This window comes from Variovorax sp. GW821-FHT09D04, from assembly GCF_059416405.1.
In genome coordinates this window covers 48251-70115 of sequence record NZ_JBWKPA010000010.1, presented here as the reverse complement: position 1 = coordinate 70115, position 21865 = coordinate 48251, and the positions used below count along the sequence as shown (strand labels likewise).

The 21865-nt window shown below is 66.4% G+C and carries 13 protein-coding genes, 1 tRNA gene and 1 pseudogene; 6 read left to right on the top strand and 9 right to left on the bottom strand.

The genetic code is table 11. The features are described from left to right. Nucleotides 1–28: 28 nt before the first annotated feature. From AC07O4_RS25405 to AC07O4_RS25380, 6 genes and pseudogenes are all read left to right on the top strand, one after another. Nucleotides 29–2125, top strand: a complete 2097-nt coding sequence (locus AC07O4_RS25405) for an ATP-dependent helicase (protein WP_492745886.1) — start codon at nt 29–31, stop codon at nt 2123–2125. Further along, nucleotides 2122–2580, top strand: coding sequence for a hypothetical protein (locus AC07O4_RS25400; protein ID WP_495305977.1), 459 nt, complete (start codon nt 2122–2124; stop codon nt 2578–2580). The genes AC07O4_RS25405 and AC07O4_RS25400 overlap by 4 nt, the downstream gene beginning before the upstream one ends. Then, nucleotides 2577–3758, top strand: a complete 1182-nt coding sequence (locus AC07O4_RS25395) for a phospholipase A (RefSeq protein ID WP_447740816.1) — start codon at nt 2577–2579, stop codon at nt 3756–3758. The genes AC07O4_RS25400 and AC07O4_RS25395 overlap by 4 nt, the downstream gene beginning before the upstream one ends. Before the next feature lie 28 nt (nt 3759–3786). Further along, nucleotides 3787–4635, top strand: a complete 849-nt coding sequence (gene nadE / locus AC07O4_RS25390; RefSeq protein WP_492732724.1) for an NAD(+) synthase — start codon at nt 3787–3789, stop codon at nt 4633–4635. Nucleotides 4636–4818: 183 nt separating this feature from the next. Next, nucleotides 4819–5112, top strand: a pseudogene (locus AC07O4_RS25385) (response regulator); the annotation flags it as partial. A 241-nt stretch (nt 5113–5353) separates the two neighbouring features. Beyond that, a complete protein-coding gene (locus tag AC07O4_RS25380; protein WP_495305976.1) occupies nt 5354–6511 on the top strand; it encodes a PD-(D/E)XK motif protein in 1158 nt (385 codons plus the stop codon). Nucleotides 6512–6780: 269 nt separating this feature from the next. On the opposite strand, the gene AC07O4_RS25375 is transcribed toward AC07O4_RS25380, so the two are convergent. From AC07O4_RS25375 to rplL, 9 genes are all read right to left on the bottom strand, one after another. Beyond that, a tRNA-Phe gene (locus AC07O4_RS25375) sits at nt 6781–6856 on the bottom strand. 18 nt (nt 6857–6874) lie between these two features. Beyond that, nucleotides 6875–7576: a response regulator gene (locus tag AC07O4_RS25370; protein WP_062480363.1), complete on the bottom strand. Its 702-nt coding sequence runs from the start codon at nt 7574–7576 to the stop codon at nt 6875–6877. A gap of 77 nt (nt 7577–7653) precedes the next feature. After that, the gene (locus tag AC07O4_RS25365) at nt 7654–9984 is read right to left on the bottom strand and encodes a sensor histidine kinase (protein ID WP_062480362.1); all 2331 of its coding nucleotides are present in this window, start codon (nt 9982–9984) and stop codon (nt 7654–7656) included. Further along, nucleotides 9981–10550, bottom strand: coding sequence for a DUF4390 domain-containing protein (locus tag AC07O4_RS25360; RefSeq protein WP_175497139.1), 570 nt, complete (start codon nt 10548–10550; stop codon nt 9981–9983). Before AC07O4_RS25360 ends, AC07O4_RS25365 begins: the two co-directional genes overlap by 4 nt. A gap of 52 nt (nt 10551–10602) precedes the next feature. Then, nucleotides 10603–11991 carry a 16S rRNA (cytosine(967)-C(5))-methyltransferase RsmB gene (gene rsmB / locus AC07O4_RS25355; protein WP_070063933.1) on the bottom strand — a complete coding sequence of 463 codons (1389 nt, stop codon included), beginning with the start codon at nt 11989–11991 and terminating at the stop codon, nt 10603–10605. A 94-nt stretch (nt 11992–12085) separates the two neighbouring features. Further along, nucleotides 12086–12685, bottom strand: a complete 600-nt coding sequence (locus AC07O4_RS25350) for a LemA family protein (protein WP_095743427.1) — start codon at nt 12683–12685, stop codon at nt 12086–12088. Nucleotides 12686–12800: 115 nt separating this feature from the next. Next, a complete protein-coding gene (gene rpoC, locus AC07O4_RS25345; RefSeq protein ID WP_062479330.1) occupies nt 12801–17036 on the bottom strand; it encodes a DNA-directed RNA polymerase subunit beta' in 4236 nt (1411 codons plus the stop codon). 21 nt (nt 17037–17057) lie between these two features. Next, the gene (gene rpoB / locus AC07O4_RS25340; RefSeq protein WP_062479328.1) at nt 17058–21182 is read right to left on the bottom strand and encodes a DNA-directed RNA polymerase subunit beta; all 4125 of its coding nucleotides are present in this window, start codon (nt 21180–21182) and stop codon (nt 17058–17060) included. Nucleotides 21183–21483: 301 nt separating this feature from the next. Then, complete coding sequence (gene rplL, locus AC07O4_RS25335; RefSeq protein ID WP_070063901.1) at nt 21484–21858, bottom strand: 50S ribosomal protein L7/L12; 375 nt, start codon at nt 21856–21858, stop codon at nt 21484–21486. Between the last annotated feature and the right edge of the window lie 7 nt (nt 21859–21865).

The window sequence follows — 21865 nt, the reverse complement described above, 5'->3', positions numbered from 1 at the left end:
TCCCGCTTTCCCGGTTCCCCCCTCCCCCATGTCCCACGGTCTCAATCTCGCCCAGCAAGAAGCGGTCAACTACATGCACGGTCCCTGTCTGGTGCTCGCGGGTGCGGGCTCGGGCAAGACGCGCGTGATCACGCACAAGATCGGCCGGCTGATCCAGTCGGGCCTGAAGCCCGAGCGCATCGCGGCCATCACCTTCACGAACAAGGCCGCCGCCGAAATGCGCGAGCGCGCCAAGGACCTGATCGGGCGCGACGCGCGCAAGGTGGTGGTGTGCACCTTCCACGCACTGGGCGTGCGCATGATGCGCGAGGACGGCCACGTGCTGGGCCTGAAGAAGGCCTTCAGCATCCTGGACGCCGACGACGTCACCAAGATATTGAAAGACTGCGGCGGCACCGTCGACATCGCCACCGCCCGCATCTGGCAGTGGACGATCAGCAAGTGGAAGAACATGGGCCTGAACGCTGCGCAGGCCGCGACCGCCGCGGTGGACGACAACGAGCGCATCACGGCCGAGATCATGGTCCAGTACGAAGAGCGGCTGCAGGCCTACCAGAGCGTGGACTTCGACGACCTCATTGGCATGCCGCTGAAGCTGCTGTACGAGTTCCCCGAGGTGCGCGCCAAGTGGCAGGCCATGCTGGGCCACATCCTGGTCGACGAATACCAGGACACCAACGCCACGCAGTACGAAGTGCTCAAGGCGCTGGCCGGCGAACGCGGCCAGTTCACGGCGGTGGGCGACGACGACCAGTCGATCTACGGCTGGCGCGGCGCCACGCTGGACAACCTGAAGAAGCTGCCGGTCGACTACCCGACGCTCAAGGTCATCAAGCTGGAGCAGAACTACCGCTCCACCAGTGCCATTCTTCGCGCGGCCAACAACGTGATCGGCCCCAACCCCAAGCTGTTTCCGAAGACGCTGTTCTCCGAACTCGGCGAAGGCGAGCCGGTGCGCATCGTCGATGCCGACACCGAGCTGCACGAGGCCGAGCGCACGGTGGCGCGCATCATCAGCCTGCGCGCGGGCGACACGGTGTCGCAGGGCAAGCAGTACAAGGAATTCCGCGACTTCGCGATCCTGTACCGCGCCAACCACCAGGCGCGCATCTTCGAGCAGGCGCTGCGCAAGGCGCAGATTCCGTACAAGGTGTCGGGCGGCCAGAGCTTCTTCGACCGCGCCGAGATCAAGGACCTGTGCGGCTGGTTCCGCCTGTGGGTCAACAACGACGACGACCCGGCGTTCCTGCGCGCCATCACCACGCCCAAGCGCGGCATCGGCCACACCACGCTGGCCAGCCTGGGCAGCTTCGCGAGCCAGTACAAGCTGAGCCTGTTCGCGGCGCTGTTCAGCCCCTCGCTGCCGAGCGTGATCCCCAAGCGCACGCTCGACGGCGTGCACGAGTTCGGCCGCTACATCAACGACCTGGAATACCGCGCGCGCCGCACCATGGGCGCCGAAGCCTCGCGCGCCTTCATGCTCGAGTGGCTCAAGGAGATCGACTACGAGCGCCATCTGTACGAAGGCGAAGACAGCGAGGCCGCCGCCGCCACGCGCTGGACCAACGTGCTGGAGTTCGTCGACTGGATGTCGCAACGCGCCGGCGGCTCGCTCGACGACGCCTCGGGCGCCGACGACACGAACCCGAACGAACACAAGAGCCTGCTCGAGGTGGCGCAGACCATCTCGCTGCTGTCCACCATCAGCGAGCGCGAGCAGGACCAGAACGTGGTCACGCTCTCGACGCTGCATGCGTCCAAGGGCCTCGAGTGGCCGCATGTGATGCTCATCGGCGTGACCGAGGGCCTGCTGCCCTTCAAGCTCGACGACGACAACGGCCGCCAGAAGGTGGTGAGCGACGAGACCACGCAGCGCCTGCAGGAAGAGCGCCGCCTCATGTACGTGGGCATCACCCGCGCGCAGCGCAGCCTGGCCGTGAGCTGGACCAAGAAGCGCAAGCAGGGCCGCGACATGGTGCCCTGCATGCCCAGCCGCTTCATCGCCGAGATGGGCCTGGACAAGGCCACGACCAAGGAAGACCCGCGCGAGAAACTGAAGGCGCTGCGCGCCGAGTTCGCACGCAAGGCGCTGGACAGCGCGGCCAAGGCCGCCGCCACGCCATGAGGACGACGGCGACGGTCGCAGTCGCGCTGCTTGCCGCCGCCCTCGCGGCCGGTTGCGCCACGCCCCGCGACCCCAACTGCCCCGCCGACGCGCGCGAGCTGCCGCTGCAGGCGCTGTACGGCCAGTGGGACGCCCGCTTCGACGACCTGCCCGGCACGGCCGTCGTGCAGCTGGGCAAGCACCCCGAGTACGCCGGCGTGCGCGGCACCATCACGCGCCGCGCCGATACCTCAACGAAGACGACCGTCGCGCAGCTCGCGGGCGATGTCGACGACGAGGGCGCGCTGTCCATCGACGAATCGCTGGACGGCCGCGCCATCAGCGGCATCTGGTCGGGCACGCTGCAGCCCGGTGCCTGCGGCCGCGAGTTCCGCGGCACGTGGCGCGACGCCGCGACCGAGCACACGCACCCGTTCGTGCTGCGCAAGACCGTCGCACAGGAAGGAAAGCCATGAAGACGACACGACGACACCCTGCTTCTCTGTTCACGCTGCGCACCGTGGCCGCCGTGGCCGCATGCCTGGGCGCAGCGTCCGGTGCGCAGGCTCAGGCCGTCGACAAGCCGGCCAGTCCGCTGGCCGACGCGCAACTCACCTGGCAGCAGTGCGCCGCACTCGGCGCGAACAACGAAGCGCGCCTGGCCTGCTACGACCGCTGGTCGCAACAACAGACGCTGCCCTCGGTGTCGGTGCCCGTGGCGCCGCCGGTGCTCGCGAGCACGCAACCGCCGGTGGACGGCGCGATTCCGGCCACGCGCGTGGTCTCGGTCGCCACCACCGAAGGCTGCCGCGACCGCCAGTACTCGACGCTGTCGCGCTTCTGGGAACTCGAGAACGCCACCGACTGCGGCACCTTCGGCTTCCGCGGCTACCGCCCGCTCACGGTGTCGGCGTCGGCCGCCACCGACAAGCCCCAGCCGCCGACCTCGCCGTCGGCCGGCCACACGGCCGAGCCCGTGGCCTACCAGGCCAACGAAATGCGCATCGGCCTGTCGGTCCGCACCAAGCTCGCGCAGGGCATGCTCACGCAGAACGACCCGATCAAGAAGGACTCGCTGTGGTTCGCCTACTCGCAGCAGTCGACCTGGCAGCTGTTCAACGGCTCGATCTCGCGGCCCTTCCGCACCACCGACCACGAACCCGAGCTGATGTATGTCTACCCGACCGACGTCCACCTGCCCGGCGGCTGGCGCTGGCGCTATGCGGGCGTGGGCATCGTGCACCAGTCGAACGGCCAGAGCCTGCCGCTGTCGCGCAGCTGGAACCGCGTGTACCTGATGGGCGGCGCCGAGCTCGACGACCGCTTCACCGTCACGGGCCGCGTCTGGCAGCGCATGTCCGAAAGCGCCGCGAAGGACGACAACCCCGACATCGCCGACTACATCGGCCGCGCCGAAGTCACGGGCCGCTGGAACCTCAACCGCGACAACCAGCTGGGCATCACGGTGCGCAACAACCTGCGCGACAGCGGCCGCGGTTCGGTGCGCCTCGAATGGCTGAAGGCCATCGGCGACCCGACCAAGAGCAACCTGCGTTTCCACACGCAGCTGTTCCATGGCTATGGCGACACGCTGGTGGACTACAACCGCAAGCGCACCGTGCTCAGCATCGGCTTGAGCCTCGTCGACTTCTGATCTTCATCCTCACTTCCAGGCCCTACAGATGAGTGCAGACCTTTCTCCCGTCGATGCCACGCAGCGCGAGATCATCGCGGCCCTGCACGTGGCGCCCGTCTTCGATGCCGCCGCCGAACTCGCGCGGCGCACCGACTTCCTCGCCGACTACCTGCGCAGCACCGGCCTGAAGACGCTGGTGCTGGGCATCAGCGGCGGCGTCGATTCGCTCACGGCCGGCTGCCTCGCGCAGCGCGCGGTCGAGAAGCTGCGCGCCGAAGGCCGCGACGCCACCTTCATCGCGATGCGCCTGCCCTACGGCGTGCAGCGCGACGAGGCCGAAGCGCAGGCCGGGCTGGCGGTGATCCGCCCCGACCGCCTGCTGACGGTGGACATCCGCCCCGCCGCCGATGCGATGCTGGCCGCGCTGCGCGCGGGCGGGCAGGCGTTTCGCGATGCGGCGCACGAGGACTTCGTGCTCGGCAACATCAAGGCGCGCCAGCGCATGATTGCGCAGTTCGCGGTGGCCGGCGCGCACGACGGCCTCGTGATCGGCACCGACCACGCGGCCGAAGCGCTCATGGGTTTCTTCACCAAGTTCGGCGACGGCGCCGCCGACATCACGCCGCTCACCGGCCTCAACAAGCGCCGCGTGCGCGCCGTGGCGCAGCTGCTGGGCGCGCCCGATGCGCTGGTCTACAAGGTGCCCACGGCCGACCTCGAGTCGCTGGTGCCGGGCAAGCCCGACGAAGACGCCTTTGGCGTGAGCTACGAGCAGATCGACGATTTCCTCGAGGGCAAGCCGGTGTCGGCCGCGGCGCGCGCGGTGATTCTGTCGACGCACCGCAAGAGCGCCCACAAGCGGGCGCTGCCCGTCGAACCGCCTGTACTTGGGTGACAAACGGATCACATTGAAGTCCCCGAAAGGGATGCTTCGATGCATGTGTAAAGCATCGGACGAAAAAAAGTCGCGAAATACCAGCCTGAGAGGGACTCGATTAACCTTTAGGTATCAATTGGTGCGCTTTTGTCTGCAAGAATTTTGGACGACCGGACACACAGTCCGGCCTTCTGGAACCTCATGCTTGACGTAGTGAAACCCGAAATCCTGGTGGTCGACGACGATCCCGAAGTCTGCGAGACGCTGGTCGACCTGCTGGAGTCGTCGGGCTTTCGCGCACAGGCCGTGCCGGACGGCCTGGCCATGGCAGCCCGGCTCGACCAGCGCGCCTTCTCGCTCGTGATCATCGACCTGCGTCTGAAGAAGGAAGACGGCATCGAGCTCGCACGCCAGCTGCGCACGCGCTCGCGCATCCCGATCATCATCCTCACCGGCCAGGGCACGGCCGCCGACCGCATCCTGGGCCTGGAAACCGCCGTCGACGATTTCATCGCCAAGCCCTTCGACAACCGCGAGCTGGTCGCGCGCATCCGCGCGCTGCTGCGCCGCTCGGCCGAGACCGGCATGCCGCGCTCGCTGCGCACCGACCGCCTGAGCCACGAGCGCTACCTGTTCGGCCCCTGGACCCTCAACATCACCGCGCGCGAGCTGCTGCACGGCGACGGCACGCCCTGCGAGCCGCGCGCTCGAGCGGCAGGTGCGGCAGGCGCAGAAGATGGAAGTGCTGGGCCAGCTCACGGGCGGCGTCGCGCACGACTTCAACAACCTGCTGGCGGCGATCTTCAGCAACCTGCAGCTGCTGCAGTCGCGCGACGACCTGTCGCCCGACATGCGCCGGATCGTGGACCGGGCGTTCCGGGCCTCGGAGCGCGGCGCCGTGCTCACGACGCGCCTGCTGGCCTTTGCCCGCCGGCAGACGCTGCGCGCCGAAGTGATCGATGTCGACCAGATGCTGGCCGGGTTGCAGGATCTCATCGAGTACTCGCTCGGCCAGGGCATCCGCGTCGAGCTCGACCTGCAGGCCGACGGGGCGTGCGTGCTGGCCGACGGCGGGCAGCTCGAGAACGCGATCCTCAACCTGGCGCTGAACGGGGGCGCGGCCATGCCGCGCGGCGGCGTGCTCACCCTGCACAGCGCGTGGCATGCGGCGGCGGCCGGCACGGCGGCGCATGGCGTGAATGGCGCGCAGGGCATCCGATGCGTAGGCGCAGCGATCGAACAGCTTCCTGGCGAAGCCAAGACACGGGACATCGAGGAGTGCGTACGATCGTTGTTGAATCTGTTTCGCGCGATGAGCGCCCCCAGTGGGCGCGAGATCGCTGGTTTTTGGGCTGAGCTCTTCGTAATCACACAAGCCAGTGATGTCGCGACCGCCGTTGGGGCATGGCACGCGGACGTGCTCGAGCGCTTTGACTTCTCTTGGTCTGATAGCGTCCTCGAAGTGAAGGCAACTCAAGGGCCCTCTCGAGTTCATGAGTTCGCGCTCGAGCAGCTAGACGCCCCCAAGGCCTCGGGATTCGTGGCCTCGTTGCTGCTACAGCCCCTGACGAACGGTGCAGGCGTTTTAGATTTGGCGACTCGAATAGATGCCGCTCTTCACGGGAAGAACGAGCTTCGGCAACGTCTTTGGACAAACATTGCCTCGGCACTGGGAAGCGAGTTCAGCGAGAAGCTCGACCGACGCTTTGACCTTGGCTTCGCCGAGCGAAATGTTGCGATCTTCAAGATGGCTGACATCCCAGCACCAGAGCGTCCCAGCGACTCCAGAGTCACCAGTGTTCGATTCCGGTCCGACCTGACGACTGTCGCCTTTGCTGCTACTGAACCAGCACTTCGAACATTGAGAGACATTCTTGGGTGCAGATCCCTCTAACGAGGTCGTCGCGGTTTCAGTCTAAATTCCCTCGAACGGCTCCAGCCAATCTGAAAAATGACGCCAGCAGAGGCGCACCGCCCGGCTAAGGCTGCCCATGCAGTAACTTTCGCGGAGGGCAGCGCACGAACTTTCAGTTGCTGTAGAAGTTGCTGCAGAATCCACCGGATGTCGATGAACCAAGGCGGATAAAGGCGGACACAAAAAAGCCCCAAGTTGTTGATTTACTTGGGGCTTTTCAGGTTGCGTCTTTGACGAACGCAGTGATTTGGTGGCCTGGGGCGGAATCGAACCACCGACACGCGGATTTTCAATCCGCTGCTCTACCAACTGAGCTACCGGGCCATTGTGTGCAGCCTCAAATTATACAGCGCTTCTGCGACCCCGGGAAAGATCCACACCCAATTGTTTGAGTTTTCTGTACAGGTGGGTGCGCTCGAGCCCCGTTTTCTCGGCCACGCGGGTCATCGAACCGTTCTCCATCGCCAGATGGAACTCGAAGTAGGCCTTCTCGAAACCGTCGCGTGCGTCGCGCAGCGGGCGGTCCAGGTCGAAGCTCTGGGTCGACTGCGGACCCGCGTCGGCCACCGGCACGGCTGCGAGCGACGCCATCAGCAGGCTGTCGCCCGTGGTCGTGATGGCGGCCGCCTGGTGGGCGCCCGTGGGCGGCGGCACCACGCCGGCGGCGGTGCGGCGAGCGCTCTCGCGCGCCAGCCCCTGCTCCACCGCCTTGAGCAGCTTCTGCAGCGTGATGGGTTTTTCGAGGAACGCGAAGGCGCCGATGCGCGTGGCATCGACCGCGGTGTCGATGGTGGCGTGCCCGCTCATCATGATGACCGGCATGCTCAGCAGGCCCGCGGTGGACCACTCCTTGAGCAAGGTGACGCCGTCGGTGTCCGGCATCCAGATGTCGAGCAGCACGAGATCGGGCCGGGCGCGTTGTCGGGCCGCGCGGGCTTCGGCGGCGTTTTCCGCGAGCTCCACGTTGTGGCCTTCGTCATTGAGAATTTCGAAGAGCAGGTCCCTGATGCCCAGCTCGTCATCGACCACGAGAATGTTTGCCATGAGTGCTGCTTGTTGTATGCGCTGGTGTGTATTGATCCGCTCCCGATCCAGCCCCTATGCGCTGGATTCGCCGGTACTCAGGCGGACGAAGATTTCGAATCTTCGGTGTGAGCGACCGCTGCCCGCGGTTCGCCTGCCAGCGCGAATGATAGCGAGACTTGCGCCCCCGCCACAGCCCCGTCGACGACACGGTTGGAAAGCTCGATGCGCGCGCCGTGTTCGTCGGCGATCTTCTTGACGACGGCCAGGCCCAAACCGGTACCTTTTGTTTTCGTGGTGACGTAGGGCTCGAAGGCGCGCTTGAGGATGTTTTCGGCAAAGCCGGGCCCGCTGTCCTGCACGGTGAGGCGCACGCGCTGGCCCGAATCGCCCAGCCGGGTGCGGATAACGACCTCGCCCACCCGGCCCGTGCCGCTGGCGGCGGCCTCGGCGGCGTCCTGTGCGTTCTGCAGCAGGTTGTGCACGACCTGGCGGATCTGCTGTTCGTCGCCGCGCACGGGCGGGCAGCGCTCGTCGAGCTCCGAGCGCAGCGTGATCGGCAGGTTCTCGGCGTGATACAGCTGCAGCACGTCGGCCAGCAACGCATTGAGGTCGACCGGCTTGAGGTCGGCCGCGGGCAGCCGGGCGTAATCGCGGAATTCGTTCACCAGCCGCTTCATCGCATCGACCTGGTCGACGATGGTCTTGACCGACTTCACCAGGATGGCCTGCTCGGGCGGCTCGACCTTGCCCGAGAGCTTCATCTCGAGCCGCTCGGCCGACAGCTGGATCGGCGTGAGCGGGTTCTTGATCTCGTGCGCGAGGCGGCGCGCCACCTCGCCCCAGGCCTGTGCGCGCTGGGCCGAGACGATTTCCGAGATGTCGTCGAACACCAGCAGCCGCGCGTCGCCCGGCAGCTCGGCGCCGCGCGCGACGATGTTGATGGCGTCGTCCTGCTGCGGCAGGTCGTTGCCGGTGGCGTGCAGTTCGAAGGCGTGCTGCCAGTGATCGAGGCCGTGCTGCATGCGCTCGACCAGGAACTCGTCGAACTGCTGCTGCACCTTGGCGCCGAAATCGGCCAGCCCCGGCACATCGACCAGCGCCTTGCCTTCATAGGCGGCGAGCGGCGCGCGCAGCACGCGGGTGGCGCCCGGGTTGGTGGACAGCACGGTGCCCTTGGCGTCGAGCACGATCACGCCCGAGGTCAGGTTGTCGAGGATGGTCTGCAGGTTGCCGCGGGCGGCGTCGAGCTGGTCCATGGTCTTCTCGACCGCGCCGCGGGCGTCGGCCAGCTGCTGGGTCATGACGGCGAACGAGCGCGTGAGGCCGCCCAGCTCGTCCTTGCCCTGCAGCACGGCGGTGGGCCGCAGGTCGCCGGCGGCCACCTGGCGCACGCCGTCGGCCAGCACGAGCAGCGGCCGTGCGAGCTGGTTGCCGAACAGCACGGCCAGCAGCACCGCGCCGAACACGGCAAGGAACAGGCTCAGCGTGAGCGTGCCGATGTACATGCGCCGCAGCCCCTCGCGCGCCAGCGCGCGCTCCTGGTATTCGCGGTTGGCTTCCTGCACGGCCAGGGCGTTGGCGACCACGGCCGGCGGCAGCGGCCGCGTGACCTGCAGGTAGCGCGGCGCGGTGTCGAAGTCGAAGCCCGGGCGCTGCACCATGGCCAGCGCGCGCACGCTGGCACTCGACGGCGTGGCGCTGGGCAAGGCGGTTTCTTCCAGGCCCTCGACGTGCGCGACGGCGCGGTCAGGCCGCACCTGGCGGAACTGCTGCGCCGTCGGCCGCTCGGGGTTGAGCTGGAAGCGCGACGCGCCCGCGCTGGCCACGAGCTGGCCCGAACCGGTCCAGAGGATCACGTCGCTGGCTTCGAGCTGGTCGCGGATGCGCTCCAGCAGCAGCCCCGCGCTCGCGTCGGGCACCTGCGACAGCTGGGCGCTGGCGGTGCGGGTCTTGGCGGCGAGGTCGTCGGACAGCGAATCGAGCGTGGCCCGCCCCAGGTTCAGGCCGGCATCGAGCGCGCCCTCGACCTTGACGTCGAACCAGCTCTCGATCGAGCGCGCGACGAACTGGTAGGACACCACGTAGACCAGCGCCCCGGGCACCACCCCCACGAGCGCGAAGATGGCCGCGAGCTTGATCAGCAGCCGGCTGCCGAACTTGCCCTGGCGCAGCCGCCGCAGCAGCCGGAACGCGACCCAGCCGATCACCAGCACCAACAGCACGGCCACCACCACGTTGATGCCGAACAGGCGCACGTAGTAGCGCTCGTACAGCGCGCGGTTGTTGGTGGCCTGGGCCAGCAGGAACATCAGCACCAGGCCGATGGCCGTGACCATCGCGGCGCCGACGCCCACGGCCCAGCGCAGCGCGCGCGAGCGGCGGGCGGCAGGCGTGGCCGCGGCGCCGCTGCGCGGCTTGCTGCTCACCGCTGCTTCTCCAACGGCAGCCGGGCGGTGCGCTCGGCGGCGATGTTCCACTCGGCCTGCCCGACCATGCCGATCTGGAAAGGACGCGGCAGCTGCGAGGTGTCGAGCCGGAAGCGGAAGGTGACCTGGTGCAGCGGCTCGTCGCCGATCTCGGCGGCGTCGCCCAGCCGCAGCCGGCCGATGCGCTTGATGGCCTCGAGCGCGTCGCCGAGGCTGTCGAAGTTCTGGTTCAGCGAGATGCCGAAGCCGGCGGCGCCGGTGATCGGCACCGGCGACACATTCAGCCGCCAGCGGCGCGTGAGGGGCTGGTAGGCCAGCCGCATGTGGCGCGCCACCTGGGCGACCTTGCGGTCGGTCCAGTACCAGCGCTCCTGGAAGACCTCGGCCTCGGCCACGAAATAGATGGCGATGCCCTTGTCGAGCACGTCTTCCACCAGCGTGGGCAGCTCGAACTGCACGGCGGCACTCAGGTAGACGCCGTCGTCGGCCTGCTCCAGGCGCATCTGGGTGATGGTGGCGCCGCCGGGCCTGCCCTGGGCGGTGGCGGCGGCCGGAAACAGGGCCATCCACAGGGCCCAGGCCAGCCACAGGCCGGCCAGCAGGATCGACCGGCGGCCGTCAGTGCGGCGCGGGTTTTTCAAGCAGGGCGTAGAAGAAGCCGTCGTGGTCACCAGAGGGATTGTCCGGGACGCCACGGGCATTCGCCCCACTTTGAGGCAGCAAGTGTCCCGGGGACGGCAGCAAACGGGCGTCGGTGTTGCGTACAAGAAACGCATCAATTTGTTGCGAGCCTTCTTCGCGGAACACGGAACAGGTGCAATAAAGCAGCCGGCCGCCGGGCCGCACGAGCGGCCACAGCGCGGCCAGCAGCATCGCCTGCTGGGTCGCCAGCTGGGCCGTGTCGCTCTCGCGGCGCAGCCAGCGCACGTCGGGATGGCGCCGCACGATGCCCGAAGCGGTGCACGGGGCGTCCAGCAGGATGGCGTCGAACAGGGCGCCGTCCCACCAGTCGGCGGTGCGGCCGGCGTCGGCCACCACCACCTTGGCCTTCAGGCCGAGGCGCGCGAGCGTCTCGTCGATACGACGGCTGCGCACGGCGTCGACCTCCAGCGCCGTCACCTCGATGGCGCCGGGGCCGGCCCGTTCGATCAGGTGCGCGGTCTTGCCGCCGGGGGCGGCGCAGGCGTCGAGCACGCGCAGCGGCGCGGCACCGGGCGTGGCCGGCAGCAGGCCGTCGAGCAGCAAGGGGGCCGCGAGCTGCGCGGCGGCGTCCTGCACCGAGCAGGCGCCGTCGGCGAAACCGGGCAGCTGCTGCACCGGGCGGGCCCGGGCCAGCTGCAGGCCGTCGGCGCCGACGCGCGTGGCCGCGAGGCCCACCGCTTCCAGTTCCAGCAGGTATGCGGCCGGCGTCGATTGCAGCGCGTTGACGCGCAAGGTCATCGGCGCCTGGGCGTTGTCGGCCGACAGCACGCGCTGCCAGTCGCGCGGGTGGTCGCGCTTGAGGCGTTCGATCCACCAGCGCGGGTGGTTCCACTGCGCGACCGGTTCGGTGTCGGTGGCGGCCACGAGCTCGTCGCGCTCGCGCAGGAAGCGGCGCAGGCAGGCGTTGATGAAGCTGGCCTGCGCGCGCGTCGCGGGGTTGCGCTTGGCGGCTTCCACGGCCTGGTCGACCAGCGTGAAGGGTTCGTAGGGGGCGTGGTCGCTGTGCCAGGCCAGCGCGAGCGCGGTGCACAGCAAAGCGTCGGGCAGCGGCGGCGGCGTGCGCTTGGCCAGGTGGCGGCGCAGCGCCTCGGCGCGGCCGAGCCAGCGCAGCACCTGGAAGCCGAGCGCCTGCACGCCGGGGCGCAGCGCGGGCTCGACGGCCTCGAACGCGACGGTGCCCGAGGTGCCGGCGCGAATCGACGCCAGCGCCCCTGCGGTCAGTTGCAGTTGGCGCCAGAGCGGCGGTTGTTGCGGCGCCGAGGAGGCGCTGCCCGAAGAGGGGTCGGAGGAAAGATCTGCTGGCAAGTTGGAGCCGATGGTAACGGGCGAGAAAGACAGCACGCCGCGCGGTGGGAATGGAAACGAAGGCGTTACCCGCCTGTCGTCGGGTCGAGGCAGGTCAGAGCAAGGGCGCCGCAGGCCGCAGTCGCACGATCCAGGCCACCAGCAGCGCCGGGAACTGGGCGATGCCCGCGTTGTACTGCGCCACGGCCTGGTTGAACTGGCCGCGTGCGATTTCCGCCGCCGCCGACGGCTCGGGCCAGGCGATGGGCGCGGCCGGATCGGACGCGCCGCCCAGGCCGGGCATCAGCGGTGCGGGCCGCGACAGCGTGCCGTCCGCGTCGAACACGGTGACCGCCCCCGGGTACTGGCGCCGCCATGCGGCGATGAGCACCTGCAGCGCGGTGGCCAGCGCCGCCATGCTGCCCGGGTCGAGTGGGCGCACCCGCGTCGCGCCGAGCAGGGTCGCGAGCTGTGTCGTGGCGGCCTGCAGCGGCGCCACGGTGGGCGCGCCCTCGGGCGGCGACTCGGGCCGGGGCGCGGCGGTGATGCTGGCCTGGACGAAATCGAGCTGCTTGCGCAGCGCCACGTCGAGCACGGCGTAGGCCTGGAGCACGGCCGCGCGCAGCCGCACCAGCCGGTTGTAGGCGCCCACGAACCAGAACAGCAGCAGCGCGGCAACGAGCCAGCCGGCCAGCGAATCGGGCAGGACGCTCATCGGAAACAGAACCTCTTGGTCATCGGTCGGAACCCTGCGAACACAAAGAAAAACGCCCCCCGACCGGAGCGGTCGGAGGGCGTGGGCAACCGGTCATGCCGGTGATGCTAACCAGTTATTCGGTCGCGGCGCCTTCGTTGGCGTCGACCGTGCTGGTCGCTGCATCGCTGTCGCCGGAGCCGGCCAGTTCGGCAGCTTCCGACTCGGCGATGGCGCGGCGCTCGGCCTCGTCCATGGCGTCCTTGACCTTGCGGGCCTGGTGGTACGCCATGCCGGTGCCTGCGGGAATCAGGCGGCCGACGATGACGTTTTCCTTCAGACCGCGCAGCTCGTCGCGCTTGCCCATGATCGCGGCTTCGGTCAGCACGCGCGTCGTTTCCTGGAACGAAGCAGCCGAGATGAACGAGTCGGTCGACAGCGACGCCTTCGTGATACCCAGCAGCAGGTTGGTGAACGTCGCGGGGATCTTGCCTTCGGCGCGCAGGGCGTCGTTGGTGTTGAGCATTTCGCTGCGTTCGACCTGTTCGCCGGAGATGTAGCTCGTGTCGCCGATGTTGTCGACCACGACGCGGCGCAGCATCTGGCGAACGATCACCTCGATGTGCTTGTCGTTGATCTTCACACCCTGCAAACGGTACACGTCCTGCACTTCGTCCACGATGTAGCGCGCGAGTTCTTCCGAACCCAGCAGGCGCAGGATGTCCTGCGGGTCCGCCGGACCGTCGACCACGCTTTCGCCCTTGTTCACCACCTGGCCTTCGTGCACCAGGATGTTCTTTTCCTTCGGCACGAGGTCTTCGTAGACGCCGCCTTCGGGATCGGTGATCTGCAGGCGGATCTTGCCCTTGGTCTCTTTACCGAACGACACGGTACCGGTCATTTCGGCCAGCATGCCCTTGTCCTTCGGCGAACGGGCTTCGAACAGCTCGGCCACGCGCGGCAGACCGCCGGTGATGTCTCGGGTCTTCTGACCTTCGACCGGGATGCGTGCCAGCACTTCGCCGGGGCCCACGTCCTGACCGTCGCGGATCTGCACCAGGGCGCCGATCGGGAAGCCGATCGTCACCGAGTGGTCGGTGCCGGGGATCTTCACTTCCAGGCCTTGGGCGTCGATCAGCTTGACCTGCGGACGCACGACCTTGGCAGCGCCGCGGCGCTTCGGGTCGATCACGACCAGGGTCGACAGACCGGTCACTTCGTCCACCTGCTTGGCGACCGTCAGGCCTTCCTCGACGTTCTCGAACTGCGCCTTGCCGGCGAACTCGGTAATGATCGGGCGGGTCAGCGGGTCCCAGTTGGCGAGCACGTGGCCGGCCTTGATCTGCTGGTCGGCCTTGACCGTCAGCGTGGCGCCGTACGGCACCTTGTGACGCTCGCGCTCACGGCCGTGCTCGTCATGGATGACGATCTCGCCCGAACGCGAAATCACGACCAGCTCGCCCTTGCTGTTGGTCACGTAGCGCATCGTGGCGTTGAAGCCGATCGAGCCGTTCGACTTGGCTTCCACGCTCGAGGCGATGGCGGCGCGCGAAGCGGCACCACCGATGTGGAAGGTACGCATCGTCAGCTGCGTGCCGGGTTCGCCGATGGACTGGGCAGCGATCACACCGACGGCTTCGCCGATGTTGATCAGGCCGCCACGGCCCAGGTCGCGGCCGTAGCAGGTCGCGCAGATGCCGAAACGCGTTTCGCAGGTCAGCGCGGTGCGGACCTTGACTTCGTCGACGCCCTGGGCTTCCAGTGCTTCGATGTTGTCTTCGTCGAACATCTCGCCGGCCTTGAGCAGCACCGAACGGTTTTCCGGGTGCAGCACGTCGTCCGCCGCCGAGCGGCCCAGGATTCGGTCGCGCAGCGACTCGATCACTTCACCGCCTTCGACGATGGCGCGCATCAGGTAACCGCCGTGCGTGCCGCAGTCCTGCTCGGTCACGACCAGGTCTTGCGTCACGTCGACCAGACGACGGGTCAGGTAACCCGAGTTCGCCGTCTTCAGCGCCGTGTCGGCCAGACCCTTACGGGCACCGTGGGTGGAGATGAAGTACTCCAACACGTTCAGGCCTTCGCGGAAGTTCGCGGTAATGGGCGTCTCGATGATCGAGCCGTCCGGCTTGGCCATCAGGCCCCGCATACCGGCCACCTGGCGAATCTGCGCTGCGGAACCGCGGGCGCCGGAGTCGGCCATCATGTAGATGGAGTTGAAGGACTCCTGCTCGACTTCCTTGCCGTGGCGGTCGATGACCTTCTGCTTCGAGAGCTTGGCCATCATGACCTTCGACACTTCGTCGCCGGCCTTGCCCCAGATGTCCACCACCTTGTTGTAGCGCTCGCCGGAGGTCACGAGACCGGAGACGTACTGCTGTTCGATCTCCTTCACTTCCTTGGCCGAGCGCTCGATGATGCCGTGCTTCTCAGCGGGCACCAGCATGTCGTCGATCGCGATCGAGATGCCAGCCTTGGTCGCCAGGCGGAAGCCGTTTTGCAGCAGCTTGTCGGCGAACACGACGGTCTCTTTCAGGCCGCACTTGCGGAACGAGACGTTGATGAGCTTGGAGATTTCCTTCTTCTTCAGCGCCTTGTTGATGTTCGAGAACGGCAGGCCCTTGGGCAGGATCTCGGACAGCAGGGCACGGCCCACGGTGGTGTCCACGAGCGAGGTCGACGGCGTGAACACGCCGGTTTCCTTGTCCTTGGTGTACTCCGTGATACGCACCGCGACCTTGGCGGTCAGCTCGACTTCGTTGGCGTCCAGCGCGCGCTGCACTTCACCGATGTCGGAGAAGATCAGGCCCTCGCCCTTGCCGTTGATGCGGTCGCGGGTCGTGTAGTACAGACCCAGCACCACGTCCTGCGAAGGAACGATCGACGGTTCGCCCGAGGCCGGGAACAGCACGTTGTTGGAGGCCAGCATCAGCGTGCGGGCTTCCATCTGCGCTTCCACCGACAGCGGCACGTGGACAGCCATCTGGTCGCCGTCGAAGTCGGCGTTGAAGGCCGCGCAAACGAGCGGGTGCAGCTGGATGGCCTTGCCTTCGATCAGGATCGGCTCGAACGCCTGGATGCCCAAACGGTGCAGCGTAGGCGCACGGTTCAGCATGACCGGGTGTTCCTTGATCACTTCTTCCAGGATGTCCCAGACCACCGGCGTGCCCGATTCGACTTCCTTCTTGGCAGCCTTGATCGTCGTCGCGATGCCCATGGCTTCGAGGCGCGAGAAGATGAAGGGCTTGAACAGCTCGAGCGCCATCAGCTTGGGCAGGCCGCACTGGTGCAGCTTGAGCGTCGGGCCCACCACGATGACCGAACGGCCCGAGTAGTCCACGCGCTTGCCCAGCAAGTTCTGGCGGAAACGACCGCTCTTGCCCTTGATCATGTCGGCCAGCGACTTCAGCGCGCGCTTGTTGGCGCCCGTCATGGCCTTGCCACGGCGGCCGTTGTCCAGCAGCGAGTCGACAGCCTCTTGCAGCATCCGCTTTTCGTTGCGCGCGATGATTTCCGGAGCCTTCAGCTCCAGCAGGCGGCGCAGACGCGAGTTGCGGTTGATGACGCGGCGGTACAGGTCGTTCAGGTCGGAGGTCGCGAAGCGGCCGCCGTCCAGCGGCACCAGCGGACGCAGGTCCGGCGGCAGCACGGGCAGCACTTCGAGGACCATCCACTGGGGCTTGATGCCCGACTTGCGGAAGGCCTCGAGCACCTTCAGGCGCTTGGAGTTCTTCTTGACCTTGACTTCGGAGCCGGTCAGGTCGCCGCGCAGGCGTTCGATCTCGCTGTCGAGTTCGATGCCTTCGAGCAGGTCCTTGATGCCTTCGGCGCCCATCTTGGCGATGAACTCGTCACCGTATTCCTTGCGCTTGGCGTCATAGTCGTCCTCGGACATGATGCCGAACTTCTTCAGCGGGGTCATGCCGGGGTCGGTGATCACGTACGCTTCGAAGTACAGCACGCGTTCGATGTCGCGCAGCGTCATGTCGAGCACGAGGCCCAGGCGCGACGGCAGCGACTTCAGGAACCAGATGTGGGCGCAGGGCGCGGCCAGGTCGATGTGACCCATGCGCTCGCGACGCACCTTGGTCTGCGTGACTTCAACGCCGCACTTCTCGCAGATCACGCCGCGGTGCTTCAGGCGCTTGTACTTGCCGCACAGGCACTCGTAGTCCTTGATGGGGCCGAAGATCTTGGCGCAGAACAGACCGTCGCGCTCGGGCTTGAACGTGCGGTAGTTGATCGTCTCAGGCTTCTTCACCTCGCCGAAAGACCACGAACGGATCTTCTCGGGCGAAGCCATGCCGATCTTGATGGCATCGAAATGCTCATCGGGCGTGAATTGCTTGAACAGGTCGAGTAGCGATTTCATAAGACTCTTTCCCTTTTCAACTTAGGAACGCTCGAGCTCGATGTCGAGACCCAGCGAACGAATTTCCTTGACCAGCACGTTGAACGATTCCGGCATGCCGGCTTCGATCGAGTGCTCGCCCTTGACGATGCTTTCGTACACCTTGGTACGGCCTTGCACGTCGTCGGACTTCACGGTCAGCATTTCCTGCAGGACGTAGGCGGCGCCGTAAGCTTCCAGCGCCCACACTTCCATTTCACCGAAACGCTGGCCGCCGAACTGCGCCTTGCCGCCCAGCGGTTGCTGCGTGACGAGCGAGTACGGGCCGGTCGAACGGGCGTGCATCTTGTCGTCCACCAGGTGGTGCAGCTTCAAGAAGTGCATGTAGCCGACGGTGACGGGACGCTCGAACTGGTCGCCGGTGCGGCCGTCGTACAGGTAAGCCTGCGTGCGCGTCTCGGTCAGGCCCTTGAGCTTGGCGATGTCGTCCGGGTAGGCGAGCTTCAGCATGCCGCGGATTTCTTCTTCCGAGGCGCCGTCGAACACCGGCGTCGCGAAGGTCGCGCCGCTTTGCAGGTTGGCCGCCATGGCGAGCAGCTCGGTGTCGCTCAGCTGGTCGAGCTCTTCCTTGCGGCCCGAGCCGTTGTACAGCTGCTCCAGGAACTTGCGCAGCTCGGCCACCTTGGCCTCTTGCTGCAGCAGGTCGCCGATGCGCTGGCCGATGCCCTTGCCGGCCCAGCCCAGATGCACTTCGAGCACCTGGCCCACGTTCATCCGCGAGGGCACGCCCAGCGGGTTCAGGCAGATGTCGCACGGCGTGCCGTCGGCCATGTGGGGCATGTCTTCGACCGGAACGATCTTGGACACCACACCCTTGTTGCCGTGACGGCCGGCCATCTTGTCGCCGGGTTGCAGGCGGCGCTTGACGGCCAGGTAGACCTTGACCATCTTGAGCACGCCCGCGGGCAGCTCGTCGCCCTGCGTGAGCTTCTTGCGCTTTTCTTCGAACGCGAGGTCGAAGCTGTGGCGCGTCTGCTCCAGCGAGTTCTTGATCGACTCGAGCTGCGAGGCCACGTCGTCTTCCGCCGGGCGGATGTCGAACCAGTGGAACTTCTCGACCGACGACAGGTAGGCCTTGTCGAGCTTGGTGCCCTTGGCCAGCTTGTTCGGGCCGCCGTTGGCGACCTTGCCGGTCAAGAGCTTCTCGATACGGTCGAACGCGTCGGCTTCGACGATGCGCAGCTGGTCGTTCAGGTCGAGGCGGAAGCGCTTGAGTTCATCGTCGATGATCTGCTGGGCGCGCTTGTCGCGCTGGATGCCTTCGCGGGTGAACACCTGCACGTCGATCACGGTGCCTTGCGAGCCCTGGTCCACGCGCAGCGAGGTGTCCTTCACGTCGGAAGCCTTCTCGCCGAAGATGGCGCGAAGCAGCTTCTCTTCCGGCGTCAGCGTGGTCTCGCCCTTCGGCGTGACCTTGCCCACCAGCGTGTCGCCCGGCTGCACTTCGGCGCCGACATAAATGATGCCGGATTCGTCGAGGCGGTTGAGCTGCTGCTCGGCCAGGTTCGGGATGTCGCGCGTGATTTCTTCGGCGCCCAGCTTCGTGTCGCGAGCCATCACCACCAGTTCCTCGATGTGGATCGAGGTGTAGCGGTCTTCGGCGACGACGCGTTCCGAGATCAGGATCGAGTCTTCGAAGTTGTAGCCGTTCCAGGGCATGAACGCGATCAGCATGTTCTGGCCCAGGGCCAGTTCGCCGAGGTCGGTCGATGCGCCGTCGGCCACCACGTCGCCCTTGGCGATCTTGTCGCCGCGCTTGACGATCGGACGCTGGTGGATGTTGGTGTTCTGGTTCGAACGCTGATACTTGATCAGGTTGTAGATGTCCACACCGACTTCACCGGCAGCCGCTTCGGCGTCGTTCACGCGCACCACGACACGGGTCGCATCGACGTAGTCGACGATACCGCCGCGGGTGGCCGTGACCACGGTGCCCGAGTCGACCGCGGAAACGCGCTCGATGCCGGTACCGACCATCGGCTTTTCGGGACGCAGCACAGGCACGGCCTGACGCTGCATGTTGGCGCCCATCAACGCGCGGTTCGCGTCGTCGTGCTCCAGGAACGGCACGAGCGAGGCAGCCACCGACACGATCTGCGCGGGCGACACGTCCATGTACTGGATGCGCTCGGCACCGACCAGGATCGATTCGCCGGCTTCACGCGCGGAGACCAGGTCGCCGGTCAGCTTGCCGTCCTTGTCCAGGACCGCGTTGGCCTGGGCGATGACGTACTTGCCTTCTTCGATGGCCGACAGGTAGTCGATGTCCATCGTGACCTTGCTGTCGACCACGCGACGGTACGGCGTCTCGATGAAGCCGTATTCGTTCAGGCGGGCGTACAGGGCCAGCGAGTTGATCAGACCGATGTTCGGGCCTTCAGGCGTTTCGATCGGGCACACGCGACCGTAGTGGGTCACGTGCACGTCGCGCACTTCGAAGCCTGCACGTTCGCGCGTCAGACCACCCGGGCCAAGGGCCGACACGCGGCGCTTGTGGGTGATTTCGGACAGCGGGTTCGTCTGGTCCATGAACTGCGACAGCTGCGACGCACCGAAGAATTCCTTCAACGCGGCCGAGATCGGCTTGCTGTTGATCAGGTCGTGCGGCATCAGCGGCTCTTGCTCGGCCTGACCCAGACGTTCCTTCACGGCCTTCTCGATACGTGCCAGGCCGGTGCGGTACTGGTTTTCGGCCAGTTCGCCGACGCAACGCACGCGGCGGTTGCCCAGGTGGTCGATGTCGTCGACTTCGCCGTTGCCGTTGCGCAGGTCCACGAGGATCTTGACCACGGCCAGGATGTCTTCGTTGGTCAGCACCATCGGGCCGGTCGATTCGTCGCGGCCGACCTTGGCGTTGAACTTCATGCGGCCCACGCGCGACAGGTCGTACGTGTCCGGGTTGTAGAACAGGCGCTGGAACAGGGCCTGCACCGCGTCTTCCGTCGGCGGCTCGCCGGGGCGCATCATGCGGTAGATGGCCACGCGGGCTGCGAACTCGTCGACGGTTTCGTCGATGCGCAGCGTCTGCGAGATGTACGCGCCCTGGTCCAGTTCGTTCGTGTAGATGACCTGGATGTCCTGCACGCCGGCCGTGCGCAGCTTCTTGAGCAGCGCTTCGGTCAGCTCGTCGTTGGCCTTGGCCAGGATTTCGCCGGAGTCGGCGTCGACGATGTTGCGGGCGATGACGCGGCCGACCAGGAAGTCTTCCGGCACGCTGATGTGCGTGGTGCCGCCCTGCTCGAGTTCACGCGTGTGGCGCGCCGTGACGCGCTTGTCCTTGGCGACCACGACCTTGCCCGACTTGTCGGTGATGTCGAAGCGCGCGACTTCGCCGCGCAGGCGCTCGGAGACGAACTCCATCTGCGCGCCGCTGTCCATCAGGCGGAAGTTGTCGTTCACGAAGAAGTTCGCGAGGATCGATTCCGGGTTCAGGCCGATGGCCTTCAGCAGGATCGTGACCGGCATCTTGCGGCGACGGTCCACGCGGAAGTACAGCATGTCCTTCGGGTCGAACTCGAAGTCGAGCCACGAGCCGCGGTAGGGAATCACGCGGGCCGAGAACAGCAGTTTGCCCGAGCTGTGCGTCTTGCCCTTGTCGTGTTCGAAGAACACGCCGGGCGAACGGTGCAGCTGCGAGACGATCACGCGCTCGGTGCCGTTGATGATGAACGAACCCTTGTCGGTCATGAGCGGCACTTCGCCCATGTAGACCTCTTGTTCCTTCACTTCCTTGACCACCTTCGACTGCGAGGTCGACGACTCGCGGTCATAGATGATGAGCTGCACCTTGGCGCGCACGGCCGAGGCGAAGGTCAGACCACGGGTCTGGCACTCACGCACATCGAACGCCGGCTTCGCCAGGTTGTACTCGAGGAACTTCATCTCGACGAAACCGTTGTGCGAGACGATCGGGAAGGCAGCGTCGAACGCGGCCTGCAGGCCTTCGACGGTGCGGTGCTTGGGGGCGATGCCGGCTTGCAGGAACGCGGTGTACGCGTCTTTCTGCATCTGCAGCAGGTAGGGGATTTCGACGACGCTGTCGCGGTTACCGAAACTTTTTCGGATGCGCTTGCGTTCGGTGTAACTGTACGCGGACGATTGGGCCATGAGAGCTCCGGTGCTTGAGATCTTCAGCGACTTGTCAGCAGTGCCGGGCGAACGGCACCACTGCTTGGCGGCTGGCCACTACCAGCCGTTGGCGGACGGCGATGCATTGCACATCGCCCGAACCAAGGGGTCTTCTGCAGTCGGGTTCAGAAGACACTCAAAAATCGTCTTGGCTTTTGCTTTTCCGTCGGCCTTCGGGCCTTCGGGAAAACCGGTACCAAGCCGGCTTTTGGGTGCGCTCTGAAAGCGGCAAAGGCTGGAGGGCCTTTTCAGGCACCTCCAGCCCTCTAGGGGGTCTGAATTACTTCAGTTCCACCTTGGCGCCGGCATCTTCCAGCTTCTTCTTGGCGGCTTCAGCGTCAGCCTTCGACAGGCCTTCCTTGACAGCCTTGGGAGCGGCTTCCACCAGGTCCTTGGCTTCCTTGAGGCCCAGGCCGGTGATTTCGCGCACGGCCTTGATCGCCGACACCTTGTTCGCGCCAGCATCCATCAGCATGACGTTGAATTCGGTTTGCTCTTCAGCGACTGCAGCAGCAGCGCCACCGCCGGCAGCGGGTGCCGACATGGCTGCGGCGCTCACGCCAAACTTCTCTTCGATGGCCTTCACCAGGTCGTTGAGTTCCAGGACCGTCATTGCGTCGAGCGCGGTCAGAAATGCGTCTTTATCGAATGCCATTTTTGTT

What these genes read in the sequence shown, in the direction of transcription:
- AC07O4_RS25380 (WP_495305976.1), top strand. Translation starts at nt 5,354, where the DNA reads ATGGAAGTGCTGGGCCAGCTCACGGGCGGCGTCGCGCACGACTTCAAC.
- rplL (WP_070063901.1), bottom strand. Translation starts at nt 21,858, where the DNA reads ATGGCATTCGATAAAGACGCATTTCTGACCGCGCTCGACGCAATGACG.
- nadE (WP_492732724.1), top strand. Translation starts at nt 3,787, where the DNA reads ATGAGTGCAGACCTTTCTCCCGTCGATGCCACGCAGCGCGAGATCATC.
- AC07O4_RS25350 (WP_095743427.1), bottom strand. Translation starts at nt 12,685, where the DNA reads ATGAGCGTCCTGCCCGATTCGCTGGCCGGCTGGCTCGTTGCCGCGCTG.
- rpoB (WP_062479328.1), bottom strand. Translation starts at nt 21,182, where the DNA reads ATGGCCCAATCGTCCGCGTACAGTTACACCGAACGCAAGCGCATCCGA.
- AC07O4_RS25400 (WP_495305977.1), top strand. Translation starts at nt 2,122, where the DNA reads ATGAGGACGACGGCGACGGTCGCAGTCGCGCTGCTTGCCGCCGCCCTC.
- rpoC (WP_062479330.1), bottom strand. Translation starts at nt 17,036, where the DNA reads ATGAAATCGCTACTCGACCTGTTCAAGCAATTCACGCCCGATGAGCAT.
- AC07O4_RS25370 (WP_062480363.1), bottom strand. Translation starts at nt 7,576, where the DNA reads ATGGCAAACATTCTCGTGGTCGATGACGAGCTGGGCATCAGGGACCTG.
- AC07O4_RS25405 (WP_492745886.1), top strand. Translation starts at nt 29, where the DNA reads ATGTCCCACGGTCTCAATCTCGCCCAGCAAGAAGCGGTCAACTACATG.
- AC07O4_RS25360 (WP_175497139.1), bottom strand. Translation starts at nt 10,550, where the DNA reads ATGGCCCTGTTTCCGGCCGCCGCCACCGCCCAGGGCAGGCCCGGCGGC.
- AC07O4_RS25395 (WP_447740816.1), top strand. Translation starts at nt 2,577, where the DNA reads ATGAAGACGACACGACGACACCCTGCTTCTCTGTTCACGCTGCGCACC.